The following is an 11,832-nucleotide window of genomic DNA, read 5'->3' on the forward strand; positions in this document are numbered from 1 at the left end:
CTCAGCTTCTCGCGGATTCAGGAATTCGCCTGCTCCATGGAACGGCGCAGACTCAGCGGCCGCATATCCGTCCACACCTCGTCGATATGGGCCAGGCACTCGTCCTTGACGCCCTCGAATCCCTCCGCGCGCCAGCCCGCGGGCAACTCACGGTCGGCCCACCAGATCGAGTACTGTTCTTCGTCGTTCAGCACGACGAGATACTGAACCGCGGCATCCTGCTCGCTCATGCGCTCACTCCACAAGACCATTACCGGAATGTCATTCGGCACGGCCGTGACCATTGGCAAGGCTCCGGCCTTTAACGATCACGAGTGTTCACCGGGCACCTATAGCTGTCCTATATTCGCCCCCGCGGCCCGGTTCGCCCGGGCCGCGGGACGGGGCGCCGCCGCCCTTCCGACCGGCCGGGCATAGCGCGCGGGGGGCCGGGCCGGCGCCCCCGCCGGCGGGCCGCCGGTCTCCTTCGCTTAACCGTCCCGCCATGCCCGGGTCACGCCCGTCCGCACGTCACGGCGCAGGTCGCGGCCCATGGGCGGGTGCCAGGGAACTAGTTCGAGAGAACCATCCCGGTGTCCGCAACGTCCGATCTCGTGACCGAAATTGTCCGCTTCCGGCCAGCGATGGCACCAGGATGACGCACGGTCGTCCAACAATGGAGTCACCACGGGGCGATCTTGGAGCGCCTTCCTGGGACAACTCGCCTCAGCACCACGCAGACCGAGTAGATGATCACACAGAGTCAGCAAAGAAGGGTCTGCCCGAACTTGGACACGCCGAGTTACCCTCTCGGCATCCGCGCATCCCAAGCCACAAATCAGGGGGACGGCTTGACACGACCTGGGAATTCACCGCCAGACGGGGCCTTTTTCACGATGACGTCTCCACCCCGCGGACGATGTCAGGACACGCCGCTCGCGGGCGGCGAGTCCCGCTCCGGCTGAGATTCGCCGGAGCGCTCGCATCACAGGAGTGAAGCCGGGCCCCCCGCTCTGATCCGGTCTCCTCCCACGAGCGATATCCCGTCGGGCTCCCCACAGGCGGAAATCATGGCGGGCGACCCCCGCCGCACCACGAGAACCGACGTGCGCGCGCACGTTCCGGACGCCTCCCCGAAACGTTCCGGACACCGCGCGCACTTCTCGGATGCCCGCTCGACAGGAGCTCAACGGCCATGGCTCGTCCAAGACGACTCAACAGCTTGACAGGCATGGAAGGATTCGGGAGGCAAAGAATGGAGTTCTTCATTCTTGGGCCGGTGGAGGCGCGCCGTGCCGGCGTCGCCGCCGACCTCGGGGGCGCAAAGCAGAAGACCCTGCTGGCAGCCCTGATACTGGCCGGCGGCTGGGTGATCTCCGATGACCGGCTGAGCACGCTGCTGTGGGGCGAGGCCCCGCCCACAACGTCCAGCGCGCAGATTTACACCTATGTGTCACGCCTGCGCAAGCAGTTCGGCGACGAAGTCGGCATCGTTCGCCGGCCACCGGGATATATGATCCGGCTCGGCGATTCATGGCTGGACTTCCAGCAATTCGAACTGCTGACGGCACAATACCGCGAGGAACTCAGGACGGGGCGCTACCCGGAGGCGGCGCGGCACGCACGCGAGGCGCTGGCGTTCTGGCGCGGGCCGGCGCTCGCCGGCACCACCGAGTTCCTCACCGACGCGGAGCTGCCGCGCCTGGAGGAGGAGCGGATGGCGGCGCTGGAGGGCCGCATCGAGGCCGACCTGGCGATGCGGCAGGCCGCCCGGATCGTCCCTGAGCTGACCCGGCTGGTGGCCGAGTACCCGCTCCGGGAGCGGCTCCGGGTGAAGCTGATGATCGCGCTGTACCAGGTGGGCCGCCAGGCGGACGCGGTCGGCGTCTTCCACCACGGCCGGCTGATCCTCAAGGAGGAGCTGGGCGTCGATCCGGGCGCCGCCCTGTGCGAGACCTACCAGGCGGTGCTGGAGGGGCACCCGTCCCTCGACCCGCGCCCGGCGCCCCTCATCGCCGTTCCGCCGCCCCCGCCGGCGACCGAGGTTCCGGCCATGCTCCCGCCCGACATCCCCGACTTCGTCGGACGCGCGGAGCATCTGGCGGAGGTCTGCGGCCCGCGGCCGCCGGACTCCGCCGACCGTCCCCCCGTGTTCCTCATCTCGGGCATGGCGGGCATCGGCAAGTCCGCCCTCGCCGTCCGCGCGGCGCGCTCGCTGATGGGGGACTTCCCCGACGGCCAGCTCTACGCCGACCTCGGCGGGAACGGCAGCGAGCGGGTCGCCCCCGAGGACGCCCTGCTCGGCTTCCTGCGCGCGCTGGGCCTGCCGGACCACGCGATCCCCGCCGACCGCAACGAGCGGATCCGGCTCTACCGCAGCAAGATCGCGAACAGGCGGTTCCTGATCCTGCTCGACAACGCGGTCGACGAGCGGCAGGTGCGCCCGCTGCTGCCCGGCGGGAACGACTGCCAGACCCTGATCACCAGCCGCCGGACGCTCGCCGCGCTGGACGGCGTGCACCTGGCCGAGATCGAGGTCCTCGACACCGGCGAGTCCCTGGAGATGCTCGGGGCGATCATCGGCCGCGCCCGGCTCGACGCCGAGCCCGACCACGCGGTCCGGATCGCCGAGCAGTGCGGGGGCCTGCCCCTCGCGATCCGCATCGTCGGCGCCCGGCTCATCGCCAAGCGCCACTGGTCGCTGTCGCGGATCGTCGACCAGCTCAGCGAGGCCGACAGCCTGGACGGGTTCGTCCTCGGCGACCTCGACGTGCGCTCACGGGTCGAGTACAGCTACCGCGAGCTGCCCGAGCGGGAACGTGCCGCCTACAGCGAGCTCGCGGCGGCCGGCCTGTCGGCCTTCCGGGTCCAGGCGGCGGCCAAGACGCTCGGCGTCACCGTCGGCCTGGCGGAGAAGATCGTGGAGTCGCTGGCCGACGCGAGCCTGCTCAGCATGGACTCGGTCTACCAGGGCCGCGAGCCGGTCTACCGGTTCCACGACCTGTTCATGATGTTCGCCAAGGAGCAGCTCGCATGATCCGGCAGAGGAGGAAGAACGACCCGGCCAGCGAGGACGGCGGCGGGTCGGCGGCGGAACTTCGGCGAAGCCTCCGCCGGCGCCGGAGACCGGGCCCAGCCCCGGTTCCGGCGCCGGCGGGAGGCGGCTCGGACCCCCGGCGTCCCGTATGGGTTCGCATATGAGAGAGCATCCCCCAGCGGGCCTGACAGCGTCTGTAACGCTGGCTTCCGACTTGGGGTGCACAAAGTTGCACCCCTACTCCGGGCACTGCGGCCATGGCCCGCGGACTCGCCCGGACCATACGGTGGTGGCATGGCGGGGATGACGGTGGGCCGTGCCGCCGCACGCTGGTCGCGGACCACCTTCACGGAGTCCGCGTACCTGAGCACCGGTGCGGCGATCGGGGTGGCGGCGACCGCCGCGCTGACCGGCCCGCTGTCGGTGCTGCTGAGCCTGTCGGTGACCGCCGTCCTGCCCGTGCCGTTCGCGAACGCCACGGTGCGGCTCACCCGGCGGCTCACCGACCTCCAGCGCACCAGGCACAGGATCTTCTTCGGCGTGCGGCTGGCGCCGTTCCCGCCGGACTCGGCCGTCACCGGCCCGCGCGACGGGTGGCGGCGCCCCCTCGGGACGCGGCTCATCTCGCGGCCGGTGTGGCGGCAGATCGGCTGCCACCTGCTCTCCTGCCTCATCTGCGTGGCCGGGTTCCTTCTGGCCCTGCTGCTGTGGGTGACGGGGTTCGTCCTCGTCACACTGCCGCTGACGGTCTGGGTGCTGCCCGTCCGGCCGGTCCCGGGCCTGCACCCGCAGGCGCCGGCCGCCGTGCTGAGCGGAAGCGCGGCGGGGCTGGCCTGCCTGCTCGCCGCGTCCTGGGTGACGCGCGGGGCGGCGGCGCTGGACGTGCGCTCGGCGAAGGCGCTGCTCCAGCCGTCCGGCGCCGACCAGCTGGCCGTCCTCGGACGGCGCGTCGAGGAGCTGGCGGCCAGCCGGTCGGCCGCCGTCCAGGCGTCCGACCAGGAGCGGCGGCGCATCGAGCGGGACCTGCACGACGGCGCCCAGCAGAGCCTGGTGTCGCTGGCCATGAACCTGGGGCTGATCCGGATGTCGCTGCCCGAGGGCACCCCGGACTCGCTCCGGGAGGCCGTCCGGACGGCCCACGACGACGCCAAGCGCGCCCTCACCGAGCTGCGCGACCTCGTGCGGGGGCTGCACCCGGCCGTCCTCGACGAGCTGGGACTGGACGCGGCCCTGTCGGGGATCGCCGCCCGCTCGCCCGTCCCGGTGACCCTCCGCATCGACCTGCCGCACCGCCCGCCCAAGCCGGTGGAGGCCATCGCCTACTTCGTGGTGTCCGAGGCGCTGACCAACGTGGCCAAGCACGCGGAGGCGCGGCGGGTCGTCGTCTCCGTCGAGCACGGCGACCCGCACCGCCTCAGCATCGCGGTCACCGACGACGGCAGGGGCGGCGCCGTCACGGGCGGCGGCGGCCTCAGCGGCCTGCGGCACCGCGTCGGCACCGTCGACGGGACGATGCGGATCGACAGCCCGGTCGGCGGACCGACCGTTCTCTCAGTGGAGCTGCCATGCGCGTCGTGATCGCAGAGGACTCGGTACTGCTCCGCGAGGGGCTGATCCGCATGCTGGAGCGCGGCGGGTTCGATCCCGTGGCCGCGGTCGGCGACGCCGAGGCGCTGCTGGCCGCCGTGGAGGAGCACCGGCCCGACCTCGCGCTGCTGGACGTCCGGATGCCGCCGACGCACACCAGCGAGGGGCTCCGCGCCGCGCTGGAGCTGCGCGTCCGCCGTCCCGAGGTGGCCGTCCTGGTGCTCTCGCAGTACGTGGAGGAGCGCTACGCGCGGCGGCTGCTGACCGGCGACACCCGCGGGGTCGGCTACCTCCTCAAGGACCGCGTCGCCGATGTGGAGGAGTTCCTCGACACCGTCCGCCGGATCGCCTCCGGGGGCACGGCGCTCGACCCGGACGTGGTGTCCCAGCTGCTCATCCGGCAGGACCACGGCCCGCTGGACGCCCTGACCCCCCGCGAGATGGACGTGCTGGCGCAGATGGCCGAGGGGCGCTCCAACTCCGGCATCGCCGGCGCGCTCACGGTCAGCGAGAGCGCGGTCGCCAAGCACGTCAACAGCATCTTCACCAAGCTCGGCCTGGCCTTCTCCGACAACCAGGACAACCGCCGCGTGCTGGCGGTCCTGCAGTTCCTGGAAGCCTGACGCGTCCCCGCAGGCCACCCGTACGTCCCCCGAAGCGGCAGGAGTCCCGCAAGTGACAAAGGTGCAAGCAAGGCGCTCGGCCGACCAGCGGCAGCGCCGGGTCTGGACGGCCGCCGGGGTCACGCTGATCGCGCTCGCGGCCGCGGGGGTCCTGGTGGGCATGCGGTCCTGGCCGCACAACTGGAAGACGCACTACCAGACGCAGCGGCAGACCTTCCGGCATCCGGTCCGGCAGCTCGCCCTGGACCTGTCGACCGGCGACATCGCGCTGACCCCCGGCGCCCCCGGCGTCCTCCAGGTCCAGCGCAAGATCAAGTGGTCGGGGTCCCTGCCGGTCTTCGACGAGCGGTGGAACGGCGACACCTTCCACGTCGGCGACCGCTGCCCGTCCGACGCGGAATGCTCGATCACCTACGCGGTCGCGCTCCCGCCCGACGTGACCGTGACCGCCCGCACCCGCGAGGGCGACATCACCGTGCACAACCTGTCCGGCGCGCTCGCCATGAACACCTCCGCCGGCGACATCAGCGGCACCGGCCTCGCCGGGGCGCAGATCACCGCGGCCACCGGGGCCGGCAACGTCCAGCTGGCGTTCGGCCGCGCCCCCGCCCGGGTCGAGGCCGTCTCCACCGCCGGCCAGGTGGACGTGAACGTGCCGCGCGGCCAGAGCTACCTCGTCCAGACCGGCGCCAAGGAGGGCGGCACCAGCGTCCAGGTCCCGCAGTCGCCGTCCGCCGGCCACCTGATCATCGCGCGCAGCTCGGCGGGCGACGTCCGCGTGGGCTACAGCAACTAGCGCGTCCTAGGGATGGACCTCGCGGAGCTCGCCGCTCTTGACCTCGTAGACGAAGCCGCGGACGGAGTCCTTGTGCGGGATGAACGGGCTCGCCTTGATCCGCGCGATCGACTGCCGCACGTCCTGGTCGAGGTCGGCGAACGCCTCGGCCGCCCATTCGGGCTTGATGCCGGTGTCGGCCAGGACCTGCGCGCGGAACTCGTCGTCGGAGAAGGTCAGCATCCCGCAGTCGGTGTGGTGGATCAGGACGATCTCCCGGGTGCCGAGCAGCCGCTGGCTGATCGACAGCGACCTGACCTCGTCGGCGGTGACGACACCGCCCGCGTTGCGGATGACGTGGGCGTCGCCCTCGGACAGCCCGAGCAGGCCGTAGGGGTTGAGGCGGGCGTCCATGCAGGCCAGGACCGCGATCTGCCGCGCCGGAGGCAGCGGCAGGTCCCCCTTGTCGAAGTCGGCGGCATACCGCCGGGCGTTCCGCAGCAGCTCATCTGTGACGGTCACCGGACTGCTCCCCACTGTAGATAACTGAAACGATAGGAAAAGTCACGTACCGCGTCAACGCTGGACGGGGGTCTGCCAGCGGGTGAGCCGGCGTTCGATCAGGACCAGCAGGTGGTTGAACGCCAGCCCGATCGCCGAGATCGCGATGATGCCCGCGTACATGTCGTCGATCGCGAAGTTCTGCTGGGAGGCGTTGATCAGGTAGCCGAGGCCCTCCTTGGCGCCGACCATCTCGGCCACGACCATGATGAGGATCGCGGTCGCGCCGGCCAGCCGGATGCCGGTGAACACGGTCGGCACGGCGGCCGGCAGCACCACCTTCTGGAAGATGCGGGGCGCGGGCAGCCCGAGCGACCGCGCCGACTTGACCAGGGTCGGGTCGACGGTGCGCACCGCGCTGATCGTGTTGAGCAGGATCGGCCACGTGCAGGCGTACAGGACGATCGAGATCTTCGAGGTCTCGCCGATGCCCAGGATCAGGATGAAGACCGGCAGCAGCGCTATCGCGGCGGTGTTGCGGAACAGCTCCAGCAGCGGGCCCAGCAGCTCGGCGATCGGGCGGTACCAGCCGATGAGGAGCCCGAGCGGCACCGCGATGGCAATCGCCAGGACGAAGCCGGTCAGCGACCGGGTCAGGCTGGCCTGGGTGTTGCTCCAGAGCTGCCCGCTGCGCGCCAGCTCCCACAACGCGGGGGCGATCTCCGACACCGGCGGCAGGAACGTCCGGTCGACCAGCCCCGCGCGGGGGGCGAGCTCCCAGAGGGCGAGGAACGCGATGACCGCGATCGTGCGCCGCAGGACGGTGGCCGCCGCACCGGCGACGCGGCGGACCCGATGCCTGGACGGAGGACGCGCCGGTGCCGCCGCGGCCTCGACGACGGGTGCCTCTACGGTGCTAGCCACGGAGGACCGCCTCTCTGGGCTTGGGGATGTCGAGCCGCTGGGCGGCCTGGACCTCGTCGCGCAGCAGGGACCAGACGCGGTGCCGGTGCGCCGCGAACTCCGGGCTCGACCGCAGGTCCTCGGTCTCGTGGCGCGGGCCCAGGTCGATGTCGACGACCTCCTTGACCCGGCCGGGCCGCGAGGTGAGCACCGCCACGCGTCCGCCCAGGTAGACGGCCTCGTCGATGCCGTGGGTGATGAAGACGACGGTCTTGCCGGTCCGCTCCCAGATCCGCAGCAGCTCGTCCTGCAGCAGGTCGCGTGTCTGGGCGTCCAGCGCGGCGAACGGCTCGTCCATGAGCAGGACGTCGGGGTCGTAGGCGAGGCTGCGGGCGATCGCGACGCGCTGCTTCATGCCGCCGGACAGCTCGTGGGGGTAGCGGTCCTCGAAGCCGGACAGGCCGACGAGCGCGAGGTAGTGCCCGGCGACCTCCGTCCGCTCGCGGCGCCGCAGCCCCTTGGCCTCCAGGCCGAACTCGACGTTGCGCAGGGCCGTGCGCCAGGGGAACAGCGCGTACTGCTGGAAGACGACGCCCCGGTCGAGCGCCGGGCCGGTCACCTCCCTCCCGTCGAGCAGGATCCGGCCGGTGGTGGGCCTGGTCAGGCCGCCGAGCAGGTCCAGCAGGGTCGATTTGCCGCAGCCGCTCGGGCCGACGACCACGAGGAACTCGCCGTCGGCGATGTCGATGCTGGTGTCGTGGAGCGCGGTGAACGCGCCGCCGCCCCGGATCGGGAAGTCCTTGCCGACCCCCGAGACGCTGATCTTCGCGGTCACCGCCGGCCCCCGTCCGCCGCGTACGGGTTGAACGCGTTGGTGTAGAGGTCGCCGGGACGGACCTTGCCCTTGCGGATCTGGCCCTGCTGCTCCAGCCAGGTGATCCAGGTGGTGAACTCCCTGTCGGCGATGACGCCGCCCCTGCCCGCGACGCCCCACGATTTCCAGTACTTCAGCGCGGCGGCGTTCTCGTTCCGCCCGCGCGCTTGGATGATCTTCGTGAAGCGGGCGACGATCTGGTCGCGCGGCGTGGTCCGCGTCCACTCGATCGCCTTGGCCACCCCGGCGGTGAAGGCCCGCACGGTCTCGGGGTTGCGCTTGACGAAGTCGTCGCGGAACACGTAGGTGCCGGCGGTGAACGAGCCGAGCAGGTCGTGGTCGCTGAACACCTTGCGGAGCCCGCCCGCCGCGGTCGCCTTCTCCTGGAAGATCCCCGTGAGGACGCCCACGTCGATGCGCTTCTGGCGCAGCGACTGCTCGGTGGTGATCGGCGGCACGACCAGCGGCTCGACCCGCTCGATGTCGGACGCGGACAGCCCGCCGCGCTGGAGGTAGATGTCCAGCACCGCTTCGGAGTGGGCGCCCAGCGTGTTCATCCCGATCTTCTTGCCGATGAGGTCGCGCGGGCCCCGGATCGGGCTGTCGTCCGGGACGAAGAAGCCGCTGTGGTAGCCCTTGTCGACGCCGTAGTAGCCGATGACCGAGGTGAGCGGCGCGCCCGCCGCCTGGAGCTTGATCACCGCGCCGTTGAAGGCGCCGCCGAAGTCGGTCTGGCCGGTGGCGGCCGACTGGATGTCCTGCGGGCCGCTGATGGTGTTGCCGACCCACTTCAGCCTGACCCCGCCGAGATAGCCGAGGTCCTGGGCGAGTTCGGGCGGCGTGACCTGGCCGACCGAGCCCTGGTAGCGCAGCGTGGAGGTGCGCCCGGGGCTGCCCGCCGCGCTGCCGCAGGCGGCCGCGGCCGTGCCGGCCGTCGCCAGCGCGAGGATCGAGATGAATCGCCGTCTTGTCGTGAACGTGCTGCCGGTCGTGCTCATGAGGTCTCCCTGGCCGGACGGACTGGACGCTGCTTGGTGTCCCCGGGCCGACACAGGGCGCTGGCCTGCCGCCGGAGGTCGACGTGCAGGCGCGTGACGAGGGATACGCGACGGCTCACGCGGTGGAGCCTAAAGGGAAACGGCGGTATTTCCTAGTTAAACGGTAGAAATAGTTGATTTAGCCTCCGGCCTCGTGCTTCGCTACGGCCATCCGGCTTCCGTCCTCGTCCCCGTCCCGTCCCGCGCCAGGCCCCAGGAGAAGAGGTAGCCCAGTGTCCGAGTTCGATGTCCGCAAGATCGGCGGCCGTATCGGAGCCGAGGTCGTCGGCGTCGACGTCCGCGACCTGTCCGCGAAGGTGTTCGCCGAGATCCGCGCCGCCCTGCTGGAGCACAAGGTGCTGGGCTTTCGCGGCCAGAGCCTGACCGACGACGACCAGCTCGCCTTCGCCGCCCGGTTCGGGCCGCTCACCGGCGCGCACCCGACGGTGCCGTCGGTCGACGGGCAGCCCCAGGTCCTGCCGGTCGACAGCGAGACCGGCCGGGCCAACCAGTGGCACACCGACGTCACCTTCGTCCAGAGCCCGCCGAAGCTCAGCACGCTGCGCAGCCTCGTCGTTCCGCCCTACGGCGGCGACACGCTGATCGCCAACACCGCCGCCGCCTACCGCGACCTGCCGGACGAGCTGCGCGCCTTCGCCGACCGCCTGTGGGCCGTGCACTCCAACGACTACGACTACGTCCGGGCGAAGGACTCCGGAGTCGACCCCGAGAAGGCGAGCGAGCACCGGAAGATCTTCGTGTCCCGCAGGTGGAAGACGGCCCACCCCGTGGTGCGGGTGCACCCGGAGTCGGACGAGCGGAACCTGTACATCGGCGGGTTCGCGAAAAGCATCGTCGGGCTGTCCGACCGGGAGAGCAGGGCCGTCCTGGACATCTTCCAGGCGTACGTCACCCGTCCGGAGAACGTCTTCCGCTGGTCCTGGTCGCCGGGCGACCTCGTCCTGTTCGACAACCGCATCACCCAGCACTACGCGCCGGACGACTACGGCGACCTGCCCCGCAGGCTCCACCGGGTCACCGTCGCCGGTGACGTGCCGGTCGGCGTGGACGGGCGGGAGAGCTACCGGGTCGAGGGCGACGACGCCTCCCACTACACCCCGGCCGCGACGGCTGCGGCCTGATCGGTCCGGCGGGACGGGGCCCGGTGCGGGGTGGCACCGGGCCTTGGCGTATCCGCAGGTCAGCGCGCCGAGCCGGGATTTCGTCCGTGGTAGTACGCGCGGGGCGCCCGGGAGCGTTCAGCTTTCGTCCTGTGATTCACCTCTCTTCGCGGCGGTTGAACGGGCCGTCCCGCCGGCCCGTGAACGCTCTCGACGGGCCGGGCCAGGGGGCACCGGCCCTCGACGAGAGGTTCTCCATGAGACGCAGCATCACGATCGCGGCCGTCGCGGCCGCCGGGCTGGCCCTCGCGGCCGTCCCGGCGGAGGCGGACGCCGCCGGCGAGGGGACGTTCCTCGCCACCAGCCTCAACGGCGCCCGCGTGGCGTCCGGGGCGGGCGACGGGGACGGGAGCGCCGTCGCCTTCCTCGGGGTCAAGGGCGACCAGGTGTCCTTCGCCATCCGGTTCAGCGGCATCGCGATCCCGACGCGGGGCGAGCTCCACCAGGGCGCGAAGGGCACCGACGGCCAGGTGAGGATCCCCTTCTTCACCACGCCGCTGCTCACCGGGAGCGACTCGGTGAGCGGCACCGTCCGCGTCACCGACCCCAAGCTCCTGGACGGCCTGCGGACGAACCCCGGCGACTTCTACATCGACCTGCACAACAAGCCGTTCCCCGGGGGCGCGGTCCGCGGCCAGGTGCACAAGCTGACCAGCGCCATCGACATCAAGCGGGCGCTCCAGCAGAACTTCGTGGCGCCGGTGGTCCAGGGGGTCCAGATCTACGCCTGCACCCGGCAGGCCGACGGATCCTTCGCCTTCACCCAGGACAACGTGCGCGCCTCGCTGCGGCGGGACATCTCCCACTTCTTCGCCGTCCCAGGACCGGCGGGCCCGCCGAAGTGGCGATCGGACGACGGCTCCGCCGTGACCGGCAGCGTGCTCTCCCGGACGCCCAACGGCGCCGGGAACATCGCCGAGCTCGACCTGGCCGCCACCCAGGTGGGCAAGCCCATCGGCCTGCTCGCGCGGACCAGCGAGATCCTGCGGCTCAACACGGTCGGCGGGGTCGCGCCGGCGGGTTCCTGCGACCCGGCCGTCCAGCCCAGGGCGGAGGTCCCGTACCGGGCCGACTACCTCTTCGTCCACGGCGTTCCGTCCACGGCGTGAGCTGACGCGGAGGGAGCGGATCGGGAGCCGGCTCGGGGGCCGGCTCCGGAGGGAGCGGGGCGGTGCGTCCAACCGGGCGCACCGCCCTTCCGTTGGCCCTAAGTGCCGAAACATGGCCCGCCCCCTGGCGAACAGTGCCGATTTTCAAGGTCGGCCAAGTGGTTCGGCCCGTCAACTGGGCTGGTTGGCGGGCGCGCGGGCCGGGCCGGGACGCGGGCGGGGCCGG

The 11,832-nt window shown here is 71.5% G+C and carries 12 protein-coding genes; 6 read left to right on the forward strand and 6 right to left on the reverse strand.

Features of this window, described 5'->3' with window-relative positions:
• Positions 1 to 17: 17 nt before the first annotated feature.
• Entirely contained in the window at positions 18 to 230 is a 213-nt protein-coding gene (locus tag E1298_RS06165; RefSeq protein WP_131889826.1) for an MbtH family protein, read from the reverse strand.
• 1,004 nt (positions 231 to 1,234) lie between these two features.
• Between E1298_RS06165 and E1298_RS06170 the strand changes: the two genes are divergently transcribed.
• From E1298_RS06170 to E1298_RS06185, 4 genes are all read left to right on the forward strand, one after another.
• Positions 1,235 to 3,016, forward strand: a complete 1,782-nt coding sequence (locus E1298_RS06170) for an AfsR/SARP family transcriptional regulator (protein WP_165975325.1) — start codon at positions 1,235 to 1,237, stop codon at positions 3,014 to 3,016.
• A 294-nt stretch (positions 3,017 to 3,310) separates the two neighbouring features.
• A complete protein-coding gene (locus E1298_RS06175) occupies positions 3,311 to 4,594 on the forward strand; it encodes a sensor histidine kinase (RefSeq protein WP_207944472.1) in 1,284 nt (427 codons plus the stop codon).
• On the forward strand, positions 4,582 to 5,226 hold the full coding sequence (locus tag E1298_RS06180) for a response regulator transcription factor (RefSeq protein WP_131889830.1): 645 nt from the start codon (positions 4,582 to 4,584) through the stop codon (positions 5,224 to 5,226). Before E1298_RS06175 ends, E1298_RS06180 begins: the two co-directional genes overlap by 13 nt.
• Before the next feature lie 52 nt (positions 5,227 to 5,278).
• The gene (locus E1298_RS06185) at positions 5,279 to 6,022 is read left to right on the forward strand and encodes a DUF4097 family beta strand repeat-containing protein (RefSeq protein WP_131889832.1); all 744 of its coding nucleotides are present in this window, start codon (positions 5,279 to 5,281) and stop codon (positions 6,020 to 6,022) included.
• Positions 6,023 to 6,028: 6 nt separating this feature from the next.
• Here the strand turns inward: E1298_RS06185 and E1298_RS06190 are convergent, their stop codons facing one another.
• From E1298_RS06190 to E1298_RS51735, 5 genes are read right to left on the reverse strand one after another with little or no spacing between them, the layout of a single operon-like run.
• Positions 6,029 to 6,523, reverse strand: coding sequence for a beta-class carbonic anhydrase (locus E1298_RS06190; protein ID WP_131889834.1), 495 nt, complete (start codon positions 6,521 to 6,523; stop codon positions 6,029 to 6,031).
• 54 nt (positions 6,524 to 6,577) lie between these two features.
• The gene (locus E1298_RS06195; protein WP_131889836.1) at positions 6,578 to 7,426 is read right to left on the reverse strand and encodes an ABC transporter permease; all 849 of its coding nucleotides are present in this window, start codon (positions 7,424 to 7,426) and stop codon (positions 6,578 to 6,580) included.
• Positions 7,419 to 8,240, reverse strand: coding sequence for an ABC transporter ATP-binding protein (locus E1298_RS06200; protein WP_131889838.1), 822 nt, complete (start codon positions 8,238 to 8,240; stop codon positions 7,419 to 7,421). Before E1298_RS06200 ends, E1298_RS06195 begins: the two co-directional genes overlap by 8 nt.
• Positions 8,237 to 9,277 carry an ABC transporter substrate-binding protein gene (locus tag E1298_RS06205; RefSeq protein WP_131889840.1) on the reverse strand — a complete coding sequence of 347 codons (1,041 nt, stop codon included), beginning with the start codon at positions 9,275 to 9,277 and terminating at the stop codon, positions 8,237 to 8,239. Before E1298_RS06205 ends, E1298_RS06200 begins: the two co-directional genes overlap by 4 nt.
• On the reverse strand, positions 9,274 to 9,396 hold the full coding sequence (locus tag E1298_RS51735) for a putative leader peptide (RefSeq protein ID WP_424923071.1): 123 nt from the start codon (positions 9,394 to 9,396) through the stop codon (positions 9,274 to 9,276). The genes E1298_RS06205 and E1298_RS51735 overlap by 4 nt, the downstream gene beginning before the upstream one ends.
• Before the next feature lie 153 nt (positions 9,397 to 9,549).
• On the opposite strand from E1298_RS51735, the gene E1298_RS06210 reads away from it, so the two are divergent.
• Positions 9,550 to 10,458, forward strand: a complete 909-nt coding sequence (locus E1298_RS06210) for a TauD/TfdA dioxygenase family protein (RefSeq protein ID WP_131889842.1) — start codon at positions 9,550 to 9,552, stop codon at positions 10,456 to 10,458.
• A 236-nt stretch (positions 10,459 to 10,694) separates the two neighbouring features.
• A complete protein-coding gene (locus E1298_RS06215; RefSeq protein WP_131889844.1) occupies positions 10,695 to 11,606 on the forward strand; it encodes a CHRD domain-containing protein in 912 nt (303 codons plus the stop codon).
• The last annotated feature ends 226 nt before the right edge of the window (positions 11,607 to 11,832 follow it).

This window comes from Actinomadura rubrisoli (assembly GCF_004349215.1).
Classification (GTDB): domain Bacteria; phylum Actinomycetota; class Actinomycetes; order Streptosporangiales; family Streptosporangiaceae; genus Spirillospora; species Spirillospora rubrisoli.

Excerpts from the sequence above, each read along its gene's own strand:
- E1298_RS06165 (WP_131889826.1), bottom strand. The coding sequence starts at position 230 with ATGAGCGAGCAGGATGCCGCGGTTCAGTATCTCGTCGTGCTGAACGAC.
- E1298_RS06175 (WP_207944472.1), top strand. The coding sequence starts at position 3,311 with ATGGCGGGGATGACGGTGGGCCGTGCCGCCGCACGCTGGTCGCGGACC.
- E1298_RS06215 (WP_131889844.1), top strand. The coding sequence starts at position 10,695 with ATGAGACGCAGCATCACGATCGCGGCCGTCGCGGCCGCCGGGCTGGCC.
- E1298_RS06170 (WP_165975325.1), top strand. The coding sequence starts at position 1,235 with ATGGAGTTCTTCATTCTTGGGCCGGTGGAGGCGCGCCGTGCCGGCGTC.
- E1298_RS06205 (WP_131889840.1), bottom strand. The coding sequence starts at position 9,277 with ATGAGCACGACCGGCAGCACGTTCACGACAAGACGGCGATTCATCTCG.
- E1298_RS06180 (WP_131889830.1), top strand. The coding sequence starts at position 4,582 with ATGCGCGTCGTGATCGCAGAGGACTCGGTACTGCTCCGCGAGGGGCTG.